The 21,654-nt window shown below is 48.4% G+C and carries 21 protein-coding genes, 1 pseudogene and 1 riboswitch; of the genes and pseudogenes, 8 read left to right on the top strand and 14 right to left on the bottom strand.

Annotated features, from left to right (window positions below):
* The first annotated feature begins 196 nt into the window (after positions 1-196).
* On the top strand, positions 197-1,087 hold the full coding sequence (locus VV089_RS24670; protein ID WP_172540382.1) for a radical SAM mobile pair protein B: 891 nt from the start codon (positions 197-199) through the stop codon (positions 1,085-1,087).
* Here the strand turns inward: VV089_RS24670 and VV089_RS24665 are convergent.
* From VV089_RS24665 to VV089_RS24655, 3 genes and pseudogenes are all read right to left on the bottom strand, one after another.
* Positions 1,082-1,192: pseudogene (locus tag VV089_RS24665) on the bottom strand (AraC family transcriptional regulator); the annotation flags it as partial. The gene VV089_RS24670 and the pseudogene VV089_RS24665 sit on opposite strands and share 6 nt — an antisense overlap.
* An 85-nt stretch (positions 1,193-1,277) precedes the next feature.
* Positions 1,278-2,180, bottom strand: a complete 903-nt coding sequence (locus VV089_RS24660) for a DMT family transporter (protein WP_334337781.1) — start codon at positions 2,178-2,180, stop codon at positions 1,278-1,280.
* Positions 2,173-3,003: an AraC family transcriptional regulator gene (locus VV089_RS24655; protein ID WP_334337780.1), complete on the bottom strand. Its 831-nt coding sequence runs from the start codon at positions 3,001-3,003 to the stop codon at positions 2,173-2,175. Before VV089_RS24655 ends, VV089_RS24660 begins: the two co-directional genes overlap by 8 nt.
* A 139-nt stretch (positions 3,004-3,142) precedes the next feature.
* Positions 3,143-3,251, top strand: a riboswitch (TPP riboswitch).
* 38 nt (positions 3,252-3,289) lie between these two features.
* Here VV089_RS24655 and thiT point away from each other — a divergent pair.
* A complete protein-coding gene (gene thiT, locus VV089_RS24650; RefSeq protein ID WP_334337779.1) occupies positions 3,290-3,958 on the top strand; it encodes an energy-coupled thiamine transporter ThiT in 669 nt (222 codons plus the stop codon).
* Between the two features lie 258 nt (positions 3,959-4,216).
* Here thiT and argS read toward each other — a convergent pair whose 3' ends face one another.
* The gene (argS, locus tag VV089_RS24645) at positions 4,217-5,989 is read right to left on the bottom strand and encodes an arginine--tRNA ligase (protein ID WP_334337778.1); all 1,773 of its coding nucleotides are present in this window, start codon (positions 5,987-5,989) and stop codon (positions 4,217-4,219) included.
* Between the two features lie 90 nt (positions 5,990-6,079).
* Complete coding sequence (locus VV089_RS24640) at positions 6,080-7,042, bottom strand: carbohydrate kinase family protein (protein ID WP_334337777.1); 963 nt, start codon at positions 7,040-7,042, stop codon at positions 6,080-6,082.
* A 369-nt stretch (positions 7,043-7,411) separates the two neighbouring features.
* Between VV089_RS24640 and VV089_RS24635 the strand changes: the two genes are divergently transcribed.
* Together VV089_RS24635 and VV089_RS24630 are read left to right on the top strand one after the other, a co-directional pair.
* On the top strand, positions 7,412-8,164 hold the full coding sequence (locus tag VV089_RS24635) for an exodeoxyribonuclease III (protein ID WP_334337776.1): 753 nt from the start codon (positions 7,412-7,414) through the stop codon (positions 8,162-8,164).
* 40 nt (positions 8,165-8,204) lie between these two features.
* On the top strand, positions 8,205-9,593 hold the full coding sequence (locus VV089_RS24630) for a DUF6709 family protein (protein ID WP_334337775.1): 1,389 nt from the start codon (positions 8,205-8,207) through the stop codon (positions 9,591-9,593).
* A 126-nt stretch (positions 9,594-9,719) separates the two neighbouring features.
* On the opposite strand, the gene VV089_RS24625 is transcribed toward VV089_RS24630, so the two are convergent.
* Positions 9,720-9,920 carry a hypothetical protein gene (locus VV089_RS24625; RefSeq protein ID WP_172543010.1) on the bottom strand — a complete coding sequence of 67 codons (201 nt, stop codon included), beginning with the start codon at positions 9,918-9,920 and terminating at the stop codon, positions 9,720-9,722.
* A gap of 37 nt (positions 9,921-9,957) precedes the next feature.
* Positions 9,958-11,268, bottom strand: coding sequence for an ATP-binding protein (locus VV089_RS24620; RefSeq protein WP_334337774.1), 1,311 nt, complete (start codon positions 11,266-11,268; stop codon positions 9,958-9,960).
* Between the two features lie 715 nt (positions 11,269-11,983).
* On the opposite strand from VV089_RS24620, the gene VV089_RS24615 reads away from it, so the two are divergent.
* The 3 genes from VV089_RS24615 to VV089_RS24605 are packed head-to-tail and all read left to right on the top strand — an operon-like array spanning position 11,984 to position 13,910.
* Positions 11,984-12,352: a GntR family transcriptional regulator gene (locus tag VV089_RS24615; RefSeq protein WP_160565215.1), complete on the top strand. Its 369-nt coding sequence runs from the start codon at positions 11,984-11,986 to the stop codon at positions 12,350-12,352.
* Positions 12,352-13,050 (top strand): ABC transporter ATP-binding protein, encoded by a 699-nt coding sequence (locus VV089_RS24610; protein ID WP_172543028.1) that lies wholly within the window; start codon positions 12,352-12,354, stop codon positions 13,048-13,050. Before VV089_RS24615 ends, VV089_RS24610 begins: the two co-directional genes overlap by 1 nt.
* On the top strand, positions 13,044-13,910 hold the full coding sequence (locus tag VV089_RS24605) for a hypothetical protein (protein ID WP_334337773.1): 867 nt from the start codon (positions 13,044-13,046) through the stop codon (positions 13,908-13,910). Before VV089_RS24610 ends, VV089_RS24605 begins: the two co-directional genes overlap by 7 nt.
* Positions 13,911-13,979: 69 nt before the next feature.
* Here the strand turns inward: VV089_RS24605 and VV089_RS24600 are convergent, their stop codons facing one another.
* From VV089_RS24600 to VV089_RS24585, 4 genes are all read right to left on the bottom strand, one after another.
* On the bottom strand, positions 13,980-14,573 hold the full coding sequence (locus VV089_RS24600) for a hypothetical protein (RefSeq protein WP_334337772.1): 594 nt from the start codon (positions 14,571-14,573) through the stop codon (positions 13,980-13,982).
* Between the two features lie 34 nt (positions 14,574-14,607).
* Positions 14,608-15,645, bottom strand: coding sequence for an STAS-like domain-containing protein (locus tag VV089_RS24595; protein WP_334337771.1), 1,038 nt, complete (start codon positions 15,643-15,645; stop codon positions 14,608-14,610).
* Positions 15,646-15,762: 117 nt separating this feature from the next.
* Positions 15,763-17,250: a TRM11 family SAM-dependent methyltransferase gene (locus tag VV089_RS24590; RefSeq protein ID WP_334337770.1), complete on the bottom strand. Its 1,488-nt coding sequence runs from the start codon at positions 17,248-17,250 to the stop codon at positions 15,763-15,765.
* A gap of 17 nt (positions 17,251-17,267) precedes the next feature.
* Positions 17,268-18,119 carry a GNAT family N-acetyltransferase gene (locus VV089_RS24585; protein ID WP_172543016.1) on the bottom strand — a complete coding sequence of 284 codons (852 nt, stop codon included), beginning with the start codon at positions 18,117-18,119 and terminating at the stop codon, positions 17,268-17,270.
* A 99-nt stretch (positions 18,120-18,218) separates the two neighbouring features.
* On the opposite strand from VV089_RS24585, the gene VV089_RS24580 reads away from it, so the two are divergent.
* A complete protein-coding gene (locus VV089_RS24580; RefSeq protein ID WP_334337769.1) occupies positions 18,219-18,740 on the top strand; it encodes a peptidylprolyl isomerase in 522 nt (173 codons plus the stop codon).
* Positions 18,741-18,751: 11 nt separating this feature from the next.
* Here the strand turns inward: VV089_RS24580 and VV089_RS24575 are convergent, their stop codons facing one another.
* The 3 genes from VV089_RS24575 to VV089_RS24565 all read right to left on the bottom strand — a co-directional run bounded on the left by VV089_RS24575 (position 18,752) and on the right by VV089_RS24565 (position 21,476).
* Entirely contained in the window at positions 18,752-20,110 is a 1,359-nt protein-coding gene (locus tag VV089_RS24575) for a replication-associated recombination protein A (RefSeq protein ID WP_334337834.1), read from the bottom strand.
* Positions 20,111-20,153: 43 nt separating this feature from the next.
* The gene (locus VV089_RS24570) at positions 20,154-20,780 is read right to left on the bottom strand and encodes a polysaccharide deacetylase family protein (protein WP_442891622.1); all 627 of its coding nucleotides are present in this window, start codon (positions 20,778-20,780) and stop codon (positions 20,154-20,156) included.
* A gap of 246 nt (positions 20,781-21,026) precedes the next feature.
* Positions 21,027-21,476: a hypothetical protein gene (locus VV089_RS24565; RefSeq protein WP_334337768.1), complete on the bottom strand. Its 450-nt coding sequence runs from the start codon at positions 21,474-21,476 to the stop codon at positions 21,027-21,029.
* Between the last annotated feature and the right edge of the window lie 178 nt (positions 21,477-21,654).

Here is a 21,654-nt window from a genome sequence, read left to right as displayed (position 1 = left end):
GTAGTTTTGACAAACACCATAAAATTTGTTACGCTTACAGCAGGCAATAAATTGACCATATTGCAATTCGACAAGGGAATTCTTAGATACCGAAGTTGATTTTGATGTCATTAAAAGAATTTCGGAAGACGGAAAAAGTACAGTCCGAACAATATAAACCCGATATAGACAAGCAAATACGCTTTGGGAGACGGAAATGATAATAAAAGAATTACAAGCAAAAAATGTGATAACAAAATCCAATCTGCCTGCATGTGATTTTTCAGTAAACCCTTATACGGGCTGCGCACATGCCTGTAAGTATTGCTACGCCTGCTTTATGAAGCGCTTTACAAACCACTCTGAAAAATGGGGCGAATTTGTAGATGTGAAGATTTGGCAGCCAATCAAGTCCCCGGACAAATATAATGGCAAGGAGCTGTTTATCAGCTCAGTAACAGACCCTTATCAGCCTATCGAGGAAAAATACGGCCGCACCCGTGCACTGCTTAAAGAACTGCAAGACAGCAGGGTAAAGCTCTCCATCGCCACAAAGTCCGATTTGATTTTGCGGGATTTAGATTTGATAAAAACATTTCCCGATGTCCGTGTCTCATGGTCAATCAACACGCTCGACGAAGCATTTAAGGACGATATGGACAAGGCGGTATCCATTGAGCGCCGACTGGCGGCAATGAAAGAATTTCATAAAGCAGGCGTTCGCACCACCTGTTTTATTTCTCCGATTTTTCCCGGCATTACTGATGTCAAGGCAATTATTGAACGGGCAAAGAATCAATGCAATCTGATATGGCTTGAAAATCTAAATCTCCGCGGAAGCTGCAAAGCCGTCATTATGGCTTATATCAAAGAGAAATACCCAGCTCTCCTGCCGCTGTATCAGGAAATCTACAATCAAGGCAGCCGCAGCTATTGGGAAGCTCTCGACGCAGCGCTAAAAGAGTACGCCGCCGAAATTGGTCTCGGCTATGTAAGAAATGATGATAGTATGAACCATCCCTTTAACGCTCCGCCTGTGATTGTCAATTATTTTTATCATAGCGAAATCAAAAAATCAGCACGAAAAGACGGTAAACATAATGCCTGAACTAAGGGCAATTTCAATAATCGGCTTTTGGGAAAACGCAAGAAGCTTTGCCGCTTCTGTAAGCTGCCGTCCTTTTGCGCAGCCGCAGATAGTCAAACCCACCGTGTGCCCCTGCATTTTTGCTCCCTTCTTTCCTCATTCCTGCTTCTGCTTTATGGGCACAAAGGTACACCCCTGTGGTGTCTCCTGTTTACCTGCTTACTCTTTTCTTAAATATCAATTTACCTTCTGAAAGAAACAAACCAATCAAGGTAAGTCCTATTCCAATCACAGCCATCCATGTGATTTCTTCCTTTAACACAATAACGGATGTGACAACGGTGATGACAGGGACGATATAGATATACACACTTGTCTTAACAGCTCCAAGCATCTTGACCGCATAATTCCAAGTAACAAAACAAAGGGCTGATGCGCCCAAGCCTAAATATATAAGGTTCAGAGCATACTCTGGCTCTGCAAACCTCTGCACATCCAAGCTGAAATCAAAAACAAAAAGGAACGGGAGCATAAAAAGTATTCCGTATGTAAATATCCTCCTTGTAGTTTGAATGATATTATATCCATAGCCGCTGATTTTTCGTGTAAGCAAGGAATAAACGGCCCATACGAATGCTGCAGCAATCGCTAAAACATCGCCAATAGGATTTAACTGCAAGGTCCCGCCGCTGAAACTGATAAGACATATTCCTGTCATGGCCGCTATAAAACCAACAAAAAAACCGGCTTTTAGTTTTTCTTCTGCCTTTAAAATTACATGAGATAAAACAGCAGTGAAAAACGGAGCAACAGAAATAATAACGCCGACATTAGAAGCCATCGTATAGGTTAATGCGATGTTCTCAAGCAGGTAATATAAGCATATTCCGCATAGTCCTGCCGCAGCGAATGTACGCTCCTGTTTTTTATCCTTTATTCTTAACCGTTTTGGATAAACGGCCGTCAGAACAAGCAGTCCAAGAAAAAATCTAAAAAACAGTATTTCTATCGGTGTAAAATCTTTAAGCAGTATTTTGGTGGATATGAAAGTCGTTCCCCAAATCACAATCGTAATCTGAGCTGTGATATGCCCAATGGTAGTTTTTTTATCCATGATTCTTACCGCCTTCCTTAAAAATGCGTCTGTATGCGGCAGGCGACAATCCGATAAACATATGAAAAAAATTTGAAAAATGGCTCTGGTCTGAAAAGCCTGTCTGTACAGCGGCGTCAGCCGGGGCTGCGCCTTTCTCCAACAGTTCCTTTGCTTTGCTTATCCGTATTATTTGAAGATACCTATACGGCGTAACTCCCTTTGACTTAGTAAACGCTCGGAGCAATGTAGATTTGCTAAGACCGCTGCATTTGCAGAGAGTTTCCAATGTGATATGCTCCGCAAAATGTTCTGACATAAATGCGCAGGCATTCTCTATTTCTTCACTGTACTCTGGAATACAGTTCCCGGAAGGCTGCCCGTATTGCTCGATAAGCAATGAAATAAGGAGCAGAAGCATCTCCTCTTTTTCAAACTCTTTTGAACCATCCATAATGCTCTGATGTAATGAATGGAGATAATGACTCAGCTCCTCATTTTTAATGACATTTTCCGAAAAACCAATGGGGACTCTTTGTCCTGTTATTTCCTCTGCTAATAACAGCATCGTTTCTTTTGGAATGTTCAAACCTCTGTAATCAAGCGTTCCGCCGTCACATTGCACACAACTGTGATTATCGCTGGGATTAAACAAAAGAATATTTCCCTGAGCTACTGTATATTCTTTATTCTTGCAGGACAAACAGCGTGTCCCTGCTTCTATAAAGCCAATCACATAGTAATCATGGAAATGATTCGGAAACGGCTGTGCGATTCCCTCAAAGCGATATGCTTCAAGCTGCAGATCGTCATCATAACAGACTGTCCGTACTTCTTTCTGCATGGCAGCACCTCCTCGTGCTTCATATTATACGCGGAATGTCTGCTGATTTCTTGTATGATATCTTCATTTTGAAAAAACATCCATAAAACACTTGACAACTTTATCCCCCAAGAGTATATTCAAGATAATCACATAGCAAATATTATGCTAGGGGAGCCTAAGGCTGAGAAAGCGTGGCACATTGTACACGCTGACCCTCATTACTTGAACCGGTTAATACCGGCGTAAGGAAGCTGCTTTTCGTATCCCCTCCTGTGAAAATCACACAATCAAGGAGGATTTTTTTATGTCACTTTTTGTAAACAAGGTAGTAGATGAGTGGGGAACCTCCTACTCCCTAACCGGCTTAGGCTACGGCGCTTTAATAGCCGCCATTCTGATTTTATTAATTCTTGCCTGCTATCTCACCGGAGAAAACAAACGCATCGAAACAAAACCCCTAGTATTTGCCGCTGTCGCCATGGCCCTGGGAATGATCACATCCTTCCTAAAGCTCTTTGAAGCCCCCATGGGCGGCTCCGTAACCCTGTTCTCCATGCTGTTCATCTGCTGCATCGGCTACTGGTACGGCCTGCGCACCGGCCTCATCACCGGCTTCGCCTACGGCCTTTTGCAGCTCATCTCCGACCCTTACATCATCAGCCTCCCCCAGATGATCACCGACTACCTGCTGGCCTTCGGCGCCCTCGGCCTCTCCGGCCTTTTCCACAACAAGAAAAACGGCCTCATCAAAGGCTACATAGCCGGTGTCCTGGGCCGCTACCTCTTCGCCTTCCTGTCCGGCCTCATCTTCTTCGCCTCCTACGCCGAAGGCACCGGAATGAGCGCCCCCCTATACTCCCTCGCCTACAACGGCAGCTACTTAGGCTGCGAAGCCGCCCTGACATTAGTCATCCTAGCCATCCCAGCCGTCAACAAAGCCTTCGTCCGCGTAAAACAAATGGCCATAGCCTAAAACCCACCCAAACACCATACCCCCAAAGCCAGGCTGAGCCGCAAAAGGCCGGGAGGCTTTTCCAATATCAGTGTCCGGCTATTCGCGCACAGACTGTCTGATATTGGCGGACAAACGCCCAAGAAAGTTCAACAGGCAAAGCCTGTCAAAACCACCAAGCGTTCGTCCGCCAAGAGCAGACAGACTGTACGCGAATCGTCCGAACACAGATATGGAAAAGCCTCCCGGCCTTTTGCGGCTCAGCCGTCCCCCCACACACTACATACGCTCCGGCGCCTCAAACCCCAAGATCCCAATACAAGTCTCCAGCACCCGTTTCGTCAGCACCAAAACAGCCACCAGCTCACTTCGCACCTCAGCATTTTCCTCACCAAGAATCTTCGTCTCATGGTAAAACTTATTAAAAGCATTCGCCAGCTCATAAATATAAGCACAAATCTTATGAGGCGCCAGCTCCTCAAAAGCATTCAAGACCGCCCCGTTAAACCGGGCCAGCCGAAGCATCAGATTCTTCTGGGTCTCATTCCCAGGCATCCCGATCATTCCGGCCTCCGGATCAAATCCCATCTCCCGATACTTATTGAGAATCGACTTAATCCTCACAATCGTATACAAAATATAAGGCCCCGTATTCCCTTCAAAGGAAGTAAACCGCTCCACATCAAATACATAGTCCTTAGAAGCCTGGTTCGACAAATCCCCATACTTCACAGCAGAAAGCCCCACGATCTCAGCCGTCTTTCTGGCCTCATTCTCCGGAATCTCCGCCTCCGAATTCTCCACAATCTTCCGATACATCTCCTCATTGATATCAGAAAGAAGATGCTCCAGACGCATCACGCCGCCTTCCCGGGTCTTAAACGGCTTCCCGTCCTTCCCGTTCATAGTGCCAAAGCCCAGGAACTTAAGCCCCGTATCCGCCGCCACAAGCCCCGTCTTCCGGGCGCAGCGGAACACCTGGACAAAATGCATTTCCTGCCGCTTGTCCACTACATAAATCATCTCATCCGGCCGGTAAAGCTTCATCCGCTCCACAATCGTCGCCAAATCCGTGGTTGTATAGAGAGAAGCCCCGTCCGACTTCAAAATCATACAGGGCGGAACCTCCTTGGTATCCGTATCCTCCTTCACATCCACCACAAGAGCCCCCTCACTCTCATAGGCAAAGCCTTTGTCCTTCAGCATCTTGACCAGCCCGGGAATATAGGGCTGCGCATCCGATTCCCCTTTCCAAAGGTCAAACTCCACATTCAGATTGGCATAATTCTTCTTCAAATCCGCCACGGAAACATCTAAAATATGCTGCAGAACAGCCTGGTATCCCCGATGCCCGTGCTGAACCAGATAAGTAGCCTCCATAGCCTCATTCTTGTAATCCTCATCCTCCTTGGAGCGGGCGCTGGCCGTAGGATAAATCTCCTCCAGTTCCGAGATGGTAAAGGGCGCTTCTTCTGGATAATCCCCGGTAAAGCTCTCGTCAAAATAGGGAAGCTCCGGCTTTCTGCGCTTTAATTCCGTGATAATCAATCCCATCTGCAGGCCCCAGTCCCCCAGATGGATATCCCCGATCATCTCATGCCCCGCAAAACGTCCCAGACGCTTCACGCTCTCCCCGATAATGGCAGAGCGCAGATGCCCCACATGGAGGGGCTTGGCCACATTCGGGCCGCCGTAGTCAACAATAATCGTCCTGGGCTTATCTGCCTTATCACACCCCAGACGCTCATCCTTCTGCATCTTTCGAAGATATGTCTGTACAAAGGAAGAGCTTACCTTCAGATTGATAAAACCCGGATTCACTGCCAGGACTTCCTCAAAAACAGCGCTTTTCTGAAGCTCCTCTGCCACCTTCCCGGCAATCTGAATGGGCGCACAGCGATACTTCTTAGCCGCAGCCATACTTCCGTTACACTGATATTCACAGAGATCCGGCCGGTTGGAGAGGGTCACTTTTCCGTACTCCTCCTCATATCCAGAGGCCGCAAAGGCCTTCTGAACCTCCTCTGTGATCTGATCCAACAATTTTTTCATAACATTTTACCTCCTGATGTCTCAAGCAAATGTGCCTGCACCTTCCTTTGAGACACAAACTTTAGATTAAAAATCGTATTTTCAATCTTTTCACCCGATCAAAGCCTTTATCTCCTCCACGGTAGGCATCACCCGGAGGGCGCCCTTACGTGTGGTGATGATAGAAGCTGCCCCATTGGCAAAGGTCAGCATTTCCGCAAGATTCTCCTCGGTCAGATTTTCCAGGCCATGATCCAGAATAAAATTCAGCATACTTGCACAGAATGTATCGCCTGCCCCCGTTGTCTCGATGGTATTCTCCTGGACAAAGCCCGCCTTCTCCACACATACATGATCCCCATAATAAGCCCAGCTGCCCTTCTTTCCCATGGTAATGCAGATAAGGGGAATATCAAAGCGGTTCCGCACTGCCTCCACGCCCCGATCCAGGCTTCTCTCTCCGGTGATAAACTCCAGCTCCTCCTCGGACATCTTCACGGCAGAGCATTTGGACAGGCCAAACCAGATCTGCTCCTTGGCATCCTGCAGATTGTTCCACAGCGGCGGCCTGAGATTCGGGTCAAAGGTCACCATTACCCCATGCTTTTCGGCATACTCCAGGGCCTTTCTTGTGGCGCTGCGCACCGGCTCATCCGTAAGGGACAGCGTACCGAAATGCAAAATCCTGCTCTGGGCAATCATATCCTCCTGAACCTCTTCCTCCTTAAGCATCATATCAGCCCCCGGCTTCCGGTAAAAGGAGAAATCACGGTCGCCGTCTGCAGCCGTGTGTACAAAAGCCAGCGTAGTGTGCACCACTTTATCCAAAAGAAGGTTATCTGTTCCGATACCAAGCTCCACTAAAGTGTCTCTTAAGGTTCTTCCAAACTGATCATCCCCCACTTTTCCAATAAAGCTTGTCTTTCTGCCAAGATTATTCAGCATGGCAAGCACATTGCAGGGTGCGCCGCCGGGATTAGCCTCAAGCAGGGGATTTCCCTGGGAGCTCACTCCATTTTCCGTAAAATCAATCAGCAGTTCTCCAATCGCTGTAACGTCATATACCTTTTCCATTTCCCTCATCCTTTCCCCTTTACTTTCCGTCTAAAAGTCTCTATAATCAGATCAATTGCAACTATTATCATTATATGTAATATATAAGGAAAAAGCAATTCTTTTTCTGCCAAAAACGGCAAGTGCCCAGTAAGCAGAACCGGAAACAGTAAGTGCCTTCCAGTGCACAAATCGATTTACAGACGCATGTTTTTGGCGGCTGGAAATTGATTTTATATCTCGTGTACTGGAAGGCGCTTACGGAACTGGAAATCAGTAATCTCTCTCAGTGCACAAATCAATTTACAGACACATGTTTTTGTGGCTGGAAATTGATTTCTTACTCGTGTACTGAGAGAGAGATTACGGAACTGGAATAGGAGAAACACTATGAAACTAATTTCTTGGAATGTGAACGGCCTGCGGGCCTGCGTAGGGAAAAATTTTATGGAGGATTTTAAGAAGCTGGATGCAGACATTTTCTGCCTCCAGGAGACCAAGCTGCAGGAGGGGCAGATTGCGCTTGATCTCCCCGGCTATCAGCAATACTGGAATTACGCAGAGAAAAAGGGCTACAGCGGTACGGCCGTATTTACCAAAACAGAGCCCCTGTCTGTGTCTTATGGAATCGGCGTGGAAGAACACGACCACGAAGGCCGGGTCATCACCCTGGAATTTTCCGACTTCTACCTGGTAACCGTCTACACCCCCAATTCCCAGGACGGTCTCGCAAGGCTTGACTATCGAATGAAATGGGAGGATGATTTTCTCCGCTACATCAAGAATCTGGACGGAAAAAAGCCAGTAATCTACTGCGGCGATCTGAATGTAGCCCACAAGGAGATCGATCTGAAAAACCCGAAAACCAACCGGAAAAATGCAGGCTTCACCGATGAAGAACGGGCAAAAATGACCCATGTGCTGGAATCCGGCTTTGTGGACACCTTCCGGCACTTTTATCCGGATACGGAGGGCATCTACTCCTGGTGGTCCTACCGGTTCCGCGCCCGGGAAAAAAATGCCGGATGGCGGATTGATTACTTTATTGTGTCAGAACGGATCACCCACCGCCTGGAGGATGCAAAAATCCACACGGACATTTTCGGTTCCGATCACTGTCCGGTAGAGCTTCTACTGAAGTAATGCTCTCGTTTTTCTTGACTTTTTGAGGAGGTTTATACAAATGAAGCGAACAGCACAAATCAGCGTAGTCGTTATCACGCTATCCGTTATTCTCCTGATGGGCATTGCTGCCGGAGAGGGTATTCTGAAGATTCTGGCCGGGCCGTCTCCGCTTTCGGACAACATGTCTTTTGAACAGGCGGAGGGCAGCTATCTGTCCTGCCAAGTTACCTATCCTGTAGCCTCTTACCCGGATGAGTACTATACCGGAGATCCCGGTCGTGTTAAACGGAAGGCCTATATTGTCTATGACGAAGGACGCCAGGCATTTTTTAAGATTATTGTGTCTAAGGAAGCCTCCAATGACCTTGACCGGCTTCTGCGGGCTGCAAATATGTCCGAGCAGACAAAGGAAGCCTGGGGCGATGACCTGGAATCCCAGTTAAAGCCCGTAACGGTATCTGGTTCCTTTACTCTGATCGAAAGCTCTGATGCAATAACGGCGCTTTCCGAGTCTTTGACAAACACGAATTTTAAGGGAACGGAAGCACAGCGCGCGGAGGCTCTGGCGCAATCCAGCTGGTATGTACTGGACTGTGGCTTTATCCGCGGGGTTTCCACCTGGGAATACCGTCTCTGCATGGTTGTAATCGGAATCAATCTGCTATTTTTGCTCATTGCCCTTATATGCCTGCTTCCTAAAAGAGCCGGTAAAGATTTTCTGTCGAAAAATCCGGGAAGTCCGGTTACTCTGTTTCTTAAGAAACAGCTTCCCTGGCTCTCAGACTGGTGCAAAAAGGGAGGCCTGCATCAGTTTCGTACAGCTTTTCTCATAATGTTCCTTATGGCGGCCGGCCTGACTGCCATTGGTTTCTACCTGAAATACACTGTTTTCTATATTATAATCGTCCATCTGTCTCTCGGGCTGCTCATTGGGCAGATCTTTGGCCTGCCTTTTTTACTTGGCATAGGCGTGACCTTTAACCCTGACCGGCTTCTAAAGTGTTACAGCAAGGCTTTTGAAAAGCTCTATCCCGTCCAGACGGAACGGGAAGCAATTGCACAGAATCTACTGGAAGCTGACGATTCCTGGGTAGTCCGGGAACAGGGTAAGGAGACCTGCGCCTGCGCCACTTTAGGCGAACGCTATTGGATCATTTTTCACGAATCCGGCCAAATTGTACTCGCAGACAGCAGCCGTGCAGAAAGAATGTACTCTAAAACCGAGATCATGCATTTTCGTACCGGTAAAGTACGCCATACTTACACCTCTTACACAGTTTATGTTTATTACCAGGAAGAAGAAGAGCAGACATCCGCCAGAAACGCCTTTGTTTTTAAATCGGAAGGGGCTGCCGGGCAGTTTATGAACCTGGCCCGGAAACGCCTGGGGGATCGCGCACAGACTGTTATACAAGAACTCCCAGAAAGTAAAATATCTTATAGTTAAATCTATCGAAACCGCTAAGGCTGCCGCAGTAAACAACGTTTCCACCACAACATAAAATCTTGTCAGCAGCAAAATATCCAGCCGCTACTCACGGCATCACCGGGAAGATCTGGAAAACAACAATATTTATGATTGTGTTTTCCAGAATCTTTCCAGATATTCCTTCGTAAGATCAGAGGTAAGGGAGAACTTCTCCATCAGCTTGGAAAAAGCAGCCTCTCTTAGCATAGCATTTTCCTGGCAGATTTCTATAAAAGCCTTGATTCCCTGTTCTATTCCTTCTTTCCGCCCTTCCGCTTTGCCTTCTTTTCGTCCCTCTGCTGCCATCCGCTTACATGCTTTATCCTGCATTCAGCTTGAAGTTTTACCCAACTGTCCGCCCAGCCAGATAATTAATAAACTGCTGCGCCGTCCGCCCGGAGATTCCGCCATGGCTCAGTTCCCACTGATTAGCCTTGGCGCAAAGCTCCTGCTCAGACAAAGTAATCTCCGGATACCGCTTCGCCAATTCAGTGACAATCTTGAAATACTCCTTCTGCGAAGGCTTCGAGTAACAGATAGTCACACCAAACCGCGCCACCAGAGACAGCTTCTCCTGCATAGTATCAGACCGGTGCATCCCATTGTCCGTCTCCATATCATCCCGATCCCCCCAGGTCTCCCGGATAATATGCCTCCGATTAGAGGTAGCATAGATGAGCACATTATCCGGCTTCGTCTCCATCCCTCCCTCAATCACAGCCTTCAAAAACTTATATTCAATCTCAAATTCCTCAAAAGACAAATCATCCATATAAATAACAAACCGATAATTCCGATTCTTAATCTGCGCAATAATCGCCGACAAATCCTGGAACTGATGCTTGTAAATCTCAATCATCCGAAGGCCCTTATCGTAATACTCATTCAAAATAGCCTTAATACTGGTAGATTTACCCGTACCGCTGTCCCCAAAAAGCAGCACATTATTCGCCGGCAGCCCCTTCACAAAAGCCTCCGTATTATCAATCAGCTTCTGCTTCTGCAGCTCATAGCCCACCAAATCACAAAGCAGCACCTGCTCCGTATTATTAATAGGCAGAAATTCCACCCCCTCCGGCAGACTCTTAATCCGGAACGCCTTATTAAGCCCAAACATTCCAACCCCATAAGCCTTATAAAAATCCGTCACAATCGTAAAAATCTCTTCCTCATCCTTCGCCTCCTCAATCCGAAGGCTCACCGCCTGCACCTTCTCACTCACATTCTTATTGTACATACGCTCCTTCTTCCCAATCGCCTTATAATTGCAGACAGTTGAAAAGCAGTCAATGCCAAGCGCCCTCTCGATAGGCCCGAAATCAAAATCAAACAGCCTTTTAAACACACGAAAATCACCCTTGGCAAAATGATTCACACTCCCCTCATTAGCCCCCGCCTTCTCACTCGTCATACTAAAGGAATTCTCATTCGTCAAAAGAATAAAAGTCAGATAATTATGCCACAGATTCCTATCAAACCCATACATCGTAGACACATCCAAAAGCTTCTTAATCTGCTCATAAATCCGGGCAGTCAGATCCGCCCCCTCCCCCTTCTTCTTCTCCCAATCCTCAAAAATCCCCGACAGCCCCCTCAAAATACTATCCTCTCCCAGATCCCTATACAACACCAGCTTCGCCACTTCCCGATACATAAGCCGCCCTCCTTTTTTCATTTCCCCCATCATACCACGCCCCCCACCCTCAAAACAAGCCCAAACGCCCCTCTCCCTCTCCACCTCCACAACCAGTAACAGTACCTTCGGTCTGCTGCAAAGCCGTTTCCTGGGCTTTTCCGATATCCAGTGTCCGGCTGTTCGCGCACAGACTGTCTGATATGGGCGGACATTGCCCAAAACCAATCAACATAATGACCAAAAAGCAATGTCCACACAGAGCAGACAGACTGTACGCGAACCGTCCGAACCGCTGTGATAAGGAGGGGCCCGCAAGGCGGGAGGATTCCTTATTGCCGGGGATACGGAAAAGCCCAGGAAGCGGCTTTGCAGCAGACCGAAGGTACTGTTACGTCCCCCCTCATTCTTAAGAAATTCTGAATATTCCCTTACCCCCTTGACATTTAAATCAAAAAGAATTACTGTATTACTAAAGTAATACAATGATACAATGACACACCCGTATTACAAAACACCCTCCTGACCGGAGGGGGCCGGGGAGGGTAAAACCACAAACCCTTTTTACCCCCCCCCCTAGAAAAAAATGGAAATCACCCAAAACCACGGGCGAATCAAGGAAACACCTTACAGGTATACCTTTATGCCCAAAAAACATGGGCGAATCAAGGAAACACCTTACAGGTATACCTTTATGCCCAAAAAACATGGGCGAATCAAGGAAAGGAGTGACTATATGGCCTGGATTCTTGATGATTCCCGTCCCATCTACCTGCAGATCGTGGACGTCATCAAAACCAACATAATCGCCGGCGCATACCAGCCAGGCGACAAACTTCCTTCTGTAAGGGATCTGGCGATGGAGGCATCCGTCAATCCCAACACCATGCAGAAGGCACTGACAGAACTGGAACGCAGCGGTCTTGTCTACACCCAGCGGACCAGCGGCAGATTTATCACGGAGGATACAGCAAAAATGACAGAAATCAAAGAACAGCTTGCAAGAGAACAGATTCAGCTTTTCCTCAAAAACATGGAACAACTGGGATTTAAAAAGGAAGATATCAAACGGCTTCTGGAACAGGAGCTAAAGGGGGGACAATGATGGAACAATTGCTAAGCTGCCATAACCTGACAAAGCGTTATGGCTACAAGACAGCTTTGGACAGCATAAACTTAACCATTGAACGAGGCCGCATCATCGGTCTTCTCGGCCCCAACGGCAGCGGAAAGACCACATTAATCAAGCTTATCAATGGCCTGCTTGCGCCTACAGAAGGAGTGCTTCTTATCAACGGAGAGATCCCCGGGCCAGAGACGAAAAAAGTAGTCTCCTATCTGCCGGAGCGGACTTATTTTAACAGCTGGATGAAGGTTACGGATATTCTGAATTTCTTCTGCGATTTTTACAGTGATTTTGACCGGAACCGGGCGATAGAAATGCTCCACCGGCTGAATATCGACGAGAAGGACCGCCTAAGCTCCATGTCCAAGGGCACCAAGGAAAAGGTCCAGCTCATTATGGTGATGAGCCGGGATGCGGATCTCTACTGCCTGGATGAGCCCATCGGCGGCGTAGACCCGGCGGCCAGAGACTACATTCTCCAGACCATTATCACCAACTACAATGAACGGGCGTCAGTGCTGATCTCCACCCACTTGATTTCCGATATTGAAAATGTATTGGATGATGTAATTTTTATCCAGAACGGACACATCCGCCTGACAGCCTCTGTAGATGAAATTCGGGAGCAGGAGGGCAAGTCCGTAGACGCTCTTTTCCGGGAGGTGTTCAGATGTTAGGAAAATTATTAAAGCATGAATTCAGAGCCGTGAACCGGCTGATGATCCCTTTGCACCTGGGACTGGTGGTCATTACCATTATCGGACGCTTTTACGTTCAATTTGTTATGAATCGGGAACATGTAAACTACGATAACTACACCCTGCGCATGTGGGAAGGGCTTATGGACGTGATGCTGGTTTCCGCTTACGTCATTGCGCTGATTGCCATTTTTGTAATCACCTGGCTGTACCTGGATATCCTCCGGTTCCGCAAAAATCTTTTTACGGATGAAGGGTATCTCATGCACACCCTTCCGGCCTCTGCGGCGGAGCATATCTTTACCAAGCTTACCGTATCTGTCGTATGGCAGATTGCAGACGGGCTGCTCATCTGCCTTTCCGTCTTTGCTATGCTGGCAAACAAAGACTTCTTCCGGTTTTTCGGCTATTATTGGGAGGATATATGGCGTTCCTTCCCCCAGATATTCGGGGTGCCGGCAGGTATCGGCGTTCCTATGTTCCTTCTGACCGGACTCATAGATACCATTGCCGGTACGGTGATTATCTATATGTGCATTTCCATCGGCCACAGCTTCAATGACCATAAAGTGCTTGCATCCATTGGAATTTATATGGGCTACAAATTTGCTGCCAACATGCTCAGCTCCATTGTTACCGCTTTAAGCGGTATCGGTTACATGGAAAATATGAGTGTAAACAGTATTTTCTTCGGAATAAATATGTACGGTTCCGGTTTTAGTGATACATCCTATTTCTGGTTCAATATCGCATTTTCTCTTGTATTCTCTCTGGCACTGGGTATCGGCGCCTTTGTGCTGACCAACCACTTTATGACAAAGCGGTTGAATCTGGAATAAAAGTGCCCTGCAAAAAATTTAACCCTCACAGCAGCCGGAAAAAAGCTGTGAGGGTCTTTTTATTTTCGTTTACTCTTCTGCCTGCAGGAGCCCTGCCGCCGCCTGGGGCGCTTCCCCGGCTGTTGTATAAATATCGCAGCTTTCCTCTCCCACCTCCTGTCCGAAGGCGCAGATACGGATTCCCACGGCTCTGGCAGCCGCAAGAACCGGCTCTAAGGCTTCGCTGTGATTGGGGTGGATGACGATCACGTCTGCCTCCTCCGCCACCAGCTCATTGAGTAAAAGCATCTGGTATTCAATGGGATCCACTTCACACAGAACAAAGCTCCCTGCCAGCTCCCTGGCTTCCCTGGCTTCCTCCTCCGACACATCGGGAAGCCGGACCAGAAGCTCTGCACCCTGTTCCTTTGCCGTCTCCCGGAAGCTTTTGATCAGCTCTTCATTCTCCGCTCCGTCCCGGCTGGCCAGCACCAGAGCCAGGGCAGGTGCTTCTCCGCTCACAGCCTTCGCATTTTCCGCGCGCATAATAAGCGTCTCCTCCTCATTCTCCTGCCTGCCGCATGCGGACAGTATCAGAAAAACCGCAAGCAGCGAAAGAAGCGCAGAACATCTGACAGCCCTTTGTCCCATCCGTTGTTTCCACATCATCCGCATTTTATCCATTCTTCCCTTTCCTGTGCTTCAAGCCTGCATCCTGCTAGTGCAGCGATGTACTGGTTACATGGTAAATCATCCGCTCCACTTCCTTTGTCATATGAGTCGGAACCAGCTTCACATCCTTATGCTCATTTTGGAACACCACAAAGATTTCATGGGCAAAGCCCTGCCCGATCTCACTGATACCTTGAAAATCAAGCTCTATCTCCTTAAAATTCTCAAATCTGTGACACAGACGCTTTGCCTGTGAACGGGATACCGGGTACATTTCATAAATGTTCTTGATAGGAATATGAGTTCTCGTAAATCCGCCGTCAACATCCGCAAACATATCGAACACCTCTTTTAAGATCTTATTACTGTAATTCGAAAGCTCCATATAAACTACAGTTCCTTTTCGTTCCTTCCAATCCTTTAAGGCTTTTATATCCTCCAGATTACGCAGCAGCTCTGTATATTTGTCATGGGAAAAGATTTTACTGTCGGATACCGCCGCAAACCGATCCAGTATTCTTGATGTAAAAAAAATACCTTCTCCCGAATGATTCTTCTTGTCCGTTGTCAGTTTTCCCTTGAAAAGCTCATTTACAGCATCATCCAGAGAGGCATAAGAATAGTATTCCTTGATTTTCCGGAATATTCCAATTCCGTTATCCACTATAAAAATAGCCGTATTCAAGTAATTCTGAACAACCATGATTGTTACAAGGGCAGCCTCGGAATGTTCAATTGCATTATTCATCATTTCCGTAAAGGAGTATTGCCAGATTCTCTGCACATTATCCGGCAGCCCATTTACAAATTTATCGATGTATTTTATGTAAACATCGTCTTCCTCCAGCCGCTCCCTTTTGGAAAGTCTTAGACGAACCGTTTCCACCTTTTCCACAAACACATACCGGCCGTCCTTTTTTTCTATAATCCTCTGCTCTTCCAGCTCCCTGACATAGCGGTACACGGTATTTAAAGAGATCTCAAATGTATTTGCCGTCCTCCTGGCCAAATCCTTCTGATTCATATCAACTTTATCTAATATGTATCTTTTAATCTTTTCCCGCTTTTCTTCTTTAAAACTCACTGTGCCGTCTCCATTTTAACTTTATTTTCTCTTTTTTTAACTATAGCATTTTTGTAAAGGCCTGTAAAGTTAAAATTTTACCGGCACAGGAAATTTTTCAAGCTAGGATATGGGCCGTTACGGCTCATAGCGTAAGGCAAACAGACAGCTTCCCTCCTTATCTCCCATAGGCCACTCCTTCAAAAGCCTCATATCCTTATGCTCCCGGATCTGTCTTTGCACAAATGCCGGGTCGTGGCTGTAAAGCAGTATCAGCCCCCCGGGGCACAATAGCTCTTCCGCCCGATCAAAAAATCTCCCATAAAGGAATTCCAGTTCATGGCCGTTCCTGGTCTTCCCCTTAGCCGGAAAATTCGTCACAATCTCATCAAACGGATACGTATGGGTAAAATCCCGGAAATCACGGTGCACATAATGGGCCGGCATCCGGGCAATCTCCGTATTCTCCCTGGCTCCTGCAATGGCCGGGCCATAGATATCCACCCCATAGAGGGTATCCGCATGCGCCCGGTAATTCCGCTCAATCAGCATAGTCCCCACACCGCAGAAAGGATCCAGAACCCGGGCATTCTCCTTTAAGTATTCTCCTGCAAGCTCCATAAAAAGCGCCGCCTGTTCCGGGCGGATGGAAGCGGCCACACTGTTCTTCCGATAAGCAAACCGCCTATCCGGAAGGGTAAACAGCTTCAGCAGAGGATAAAATCCCCCTTCCCTCGTCTCCACCAGGCGCAGCTCAAGCTCATAATCCGAGGTAGAATTCACAAGCTGTCCCCCAGTCAGCACTTCCAGACGGGCAGCCAGCTTCTTTGTAAATGCGCTGCGCTCCTCCAGGGTCATCCGGCTCCTGCACTCAATCCGAAAGTAAAAGGGCCCTTCCCCCTGGTGAAGTTCCCTAAGAAGCGGCAGCAGATTCGAAGCGGCAAGCCCCTCCTCCGCCTGCTCCCTGGAAATCTCTTTTGCCGTATCCAGACAGAACAAAAGCTCCCGAAAGGTGCGAAGCTTCATAAGCGCCTCCGGATTTCCTCCCAGTACCTTGACGCCCGCCTTCAAAAGCACGCACTGTCCCTCTGAAATCTGCCCAAGCGTCGCCTCCCGGTAGTCCCGATGCGTAACGAGAATCACATCCGAAGGCCTTGAAAGACCTGTAAACCGATGTCCTTTCGTCTTCTCATACTGTGCCAGCAAAGCATTCAGGGCACGCAGCTCCTCCTGACGGTGCTTCCCTGTCTCAGGAGTCTCCTCCTCCGCCAGCAGGGCCTTCCTCCGCTCCTTAAGCCCTTCCAGCAATTCCCCGCAATCACAGCCCTTCAGCGCCTCCGGGTAAACGCTTTTCACAAACCGCTGGGTCTCCTGGCCGTAAGCCTTCCACAATGCATCCCGGCAGACAAGCGTTCCCAGGCTTCCCAACACCAGGGCTGCGTTTTTCCGCACCTTGGCATCCTCATGTCTCAGCTTGGAAAGCAGCGCCTGGGGCTCCTCCTGAAAGAGGGTTTTAAGCTCTTGTAGTCCCTGGCCGTTTCGAAGCTTTGCCTTTATGGAAATAAGGCTCTGGCGCACATTCTCATCTTTTCGAATATGTTCAAATTCGTCTCTCAAATTTGTCATTCCACTCCTTTTCTCATCTATCTTTCAAACTCCAGATAATATCTGCACAAATGCCGTTCCCGGTAATCAAAGCTTCGCTCCTGCCGAAACCCCAGCTTTTCAATCAGTCTTAGAGAGCCTGCGTTTTCCTGATCAATATAAGCGCTGACCCCTGGAAAGTCCAATACCTGCCGTCCATAAGACAACGCTGCCCGGCAGGCCTCCTCCCCGTAGCCCTGTCTGCGGTACTTCTTCCCAATGAGATACCCCATGTCAATCTCTGTAAGATCCAGATAATCGGCAATGCCAAAGCCGGCCCGTCCAATCATTTTCCGGCTCTTTTTCTCAATCACCACCCACATGCCGAACTGGTAGAGGCCATACATGTAGGCGATATAAGCCTTGATCTTCTCTTCCTCCTCCCGCCGGTCAAGAGCCAGCTCCGGCGACAGGGTTACGGAAGGCTCCTCCCGGTAGAGGGCATTGATCTGATCCAGATCCGAAAGAGTCATTTCCCGAATCAACAGCCGCTTTGTCTCCGCAATCAGCACCGGAAGCCCCAGGGCACGGGTATGGACATTCTGAAGAAAGCTCTTGTCAATCTCCTGGAAGCCCTCCAGAAGGATCCGGCATCCGTTCAGACGCTCCTCCGGCAGAGCGGGGTTCAGATATCCCACACAGAAAAATCCAAGATCCAGGGCAATCTTTTCCTCCCGATCTGTCTCCACCAGGCACAAAACCTCCCCCTTCTCCGCCCCCAGGCGTTCCAGCGCCATCAAAAAATCAGCCGTCTCCTGACGCTTTATCTCCACCCAGGGCAGGTTTTCCCTTGTAAGAGTCTGTTCAAGAAGCAGCGCTTCCGAAACAGCAATAAGGATCCCTTTCAGCATTTTGCAAAAAACTCCTTTACGAATCTCCCCTTTTCCGCTAAAATAAGGGTTAATGTTCACACAGTTACCACGAACAAGTCGAAAAGGAGATTATAAAAAATGGCACAAAATCCAATTGTCACTTTTGAAATGGAGGACGGACAAAGCTTCAAGGCAGAGCTTTATCCTGATATCGCTCCCAACACTGTCTGCAACTTTTTAAGCCTGGTAAATAAAGGCTTCTACAACGGCCTTACCTTTCACCGGGTCATTATGGGCTTTATGATCCAGGGCGGCTGTCCGGACGGAAACGGCATGGGCGGCCCCGGCTACTGCATCGAGGGAGAATTCGCACAGAACGGCTTCCCCAACGATCTGAAGCATACCCCCGGCGTACTCTCCATGGCCAGAGCCATGGATCCCGATTCTGCGGGCTCCCAGTTCTTCGTGATGCACAAGACGAGCCCTCACTTAGACGGCGCCTACGCGGCCTTTGGAAAGGTCATTGAGGGCCTTGAGGTTGTGAATCAGATTGCCGAGACTCCTACAGACTACAGCGACCAGCCCATGACGCCCCAGGTAATGAAGTCCGTAACCGCCGAAACCTTCGGCCTGGAATACCCAGAACCGGAAACCGCATAAGAGATCAGGCATTAATGGGGTTCTGCAGGATATGATTCTGCAGAACCTTTTTCGGAAAATCCCTTTATCTTCTTAAAATATTCCCTGATTTCCCTCTCATACCCATTTTCCGAAGGCTCGTAAAATATCTCCCCCTCAATCTCCGAGGGCAGATACTGCTGTTCCACATAATGATTGGGGTAATCATGGGCATACTTATACCCGGTTCCGTGTCCCAGCTTCTTTGCCCCGGGATAATGGGTGTCCTGGAGATGAACCGGAACACTGGTGCGGCGGCTTTTCACAGATTCCATGGCCTTCCCGATGGCGTTCACCGCTGAATTGCTCTTGGGCGCACAGGCCACGTAAGCCGCCGCCTGGGCCAGGATAATCTGGGCCTCCGGAAAACCAATGCGCTCCACGGCCTGGGCCGCAGACACCGCCACCGTCAGCGCCATAGGGTCTGCATTCCCCACATCCTCCGAAGCGCAGATCATAATTCTCCTGGCAATAAACCGTTCGTCCTCCCCAGCATAAATCATCTTCGCCAGATAATAAACCGCCGCATCCGGATCCGATCCCCTCATGCTTTTGATAAAGGCGGAAATCGTATCGTAATGGTTGTCCCCCGTCTTGTCGTACCGAACCACGCGCTTCTGGATGCACTCGGAAATCACCTCTCTGGTGAGATGAATCTTCCCGTCCTCTCCCTTCTCCGTGGTCAGAACCCCAAGCTCCACCGCATTGAGGGCCGCCCGCGCGTCGCCCCCTGCAATATCCGCCAGAAATTCCGCCGCGTCCTCTGTAATCTCCGCGCCGTAAGCGCCCATTCCCCGTTCCACATCGTAAACGGCCCGGCGGATCAGCTCCTTCACATCCCCCGGCTCCAACGCCTTCAGTTCAAACACAACAGATCTAGAAATCAAAGCCCCGTTGACCTCAAAATAAGGATTCTCCGTGGTGGCTCCTATGAGAATCACCGTACCGTCCTCCACAAAGGGAAGAAGGTAATCCTGCTGCCCCTTGTTAAAGCGGTGAATCTCGTCTACAAAGAGAATGGTCTTTCTCCCATACATCCCTAAGTTGTCCTTTGCCTGGGAAACTACCGCCTCCATATCCTTCTTTCCGGCCACTGTGGCATTTAACTGGGTAAAGCTTGCCTTGGTGGTGTTGGCAATCACCCGGGCAATGGTGGTCTTGCCTGTGCCCGGAGGCCCGTAAAAAATAAGAGAACTCAGCTTATCCGCCTTGATAGCCCGGTAAAGCAGCTTGTCATTCCCCAGAATGTGCCGCTGCCCCACAATCTCCTCCAGAGACCTTGGACGCAGCCGGGAGGCCAGGGGCGCCTCCTGCTCCAATGTATTTTTCCGCATATAATCAAACAAATCCATGCTGTTATCCATGTATGGTATTTCCTCCGCCTTTTGCTTCCCATCACTCTAATATCAGTTCATCCGCCGTCACAAATTCATAGCCCTCCGCCTGCAGAAGATCAATGATTCGAAGAGCCGCCTTCACGGTGCTGTCGTAAGAATCATGCATTAAAATAATATCATTTTCTTCGATTTTCGTCACTACCTTTTGGACAATTTGATCCTCATTTTTGGTCGTCCAGTCCAGGGTATCCACAGACCAGAAAATAGGAAGCATCATCACCTCATATTCCAGCTCCTTGTCCCAGTTCCCAAAGGGGGGACGGATATACTCCACCGGCTGTCCCGTAATCGCCGTAATCTTTTCGCTGGTATCCAGAATTTCCCGGCATGCCTCCTTCTGGGGAAGCTGTGTGATATCCACGTGGTAATAGGTGTGATTTCCAATCAAGTGGCCCTCCTGGGCCATCCGCTTAATGATCTCCTCCCGGCCTTCAATATTTTGTCCCAAAAGGAAAAAGGTAGCTTTTACCTTCCGCTTTGCCAGCCCGTCCAGAAGCTCCTCTGTGTAACGGGGATGGGGGCCGTCGTCAAAAGTCAGCGCAATCTTTTTTGTCTCTGTATCCTTGTTCTCCCCGGCCATATTCCCGGAAGGCGCACCCTCCTCAGAGGCGTCTCCCATCACCATGGCCCTGCCGCCCTCATTCTGCCTGTCCCGTATACCGGCCGCAGCTCCCACCGCTGCAAGTCCAATCACACCCGCCAAAAGCCCCCGCTTCCACGCCGGAAAGCCGGCTGTCCTTTCCTTATTCACCTTGTACGCTCCCAAACACATTTTCTCGTTATCCTAATATATGCAGCAGAGCGCCATTACAGAAGAGGGTGTCGGAAAAGCCGGCCGACTTCTTCCCAACACCCTCTGGTGCAGAACCTGCTATGATTCTTCTTTCTCTTCCTGTTCCTCCCCATCAGTCCCTTCAAACTCCGGACGGAATTTACGCTTCCACTGTGCGGAAATAATATAGATCAGCAGCGGAAAAATACTGTTGTTTACATTCTCCGCATTCCCCATGCCAAGAATCCAGTACAGCACCGCACCTATTCCCACCGCATCCAGTACAAGAATCTTTATAAAGCCTTCTTTCTGTCCCACCGTCATTCCTTCGAATATCCCCAGGCGGTAAGGCTCCACGAAATCATTCAATATCACATAAGCAGCTACAAAGGTCATCAGCATTGCCTCAAAAATAAAGATATTAAGGTTTTTCGTAATCATTGCATAAGCCACATAAGCCACAATCACCAAAGTAATACCGATAACTGCTCTTGTAGTAGTCCTCTGCACCTGCTTTCTCTTTTCCGGATCTATCACTCGTTTCTCCATCTCTTTCTCCTATTCCAGTTCCGTAATATCCCTCAAATTACACGGGTATGAAATCAATTTCCAGACGCAAATACATGCATCTGTAAATCGATTTGTGCACTTTGAGGGATATTACTGTTTTCCAGTTTTTATCCAACTTGTATAAGTGTACCAGAAATAAGATGCACTTGCAAGTTTT

It is taken from the genome of Candidatus Merdisoma sp. JLR.KK011, from assembly GCF_036941125.1.
In the GTDB taxonomy this organism is placed as follows: domain Bacteria; phylum Bacillota; class Clostridia; order Lachnospirales; family Lachnospiraceae; genus Laedolimicola.
Note: the sequence above shows the minus strand (reverse complement) of the source record. Positions and strands in the feature narration are given on the sequence as shown.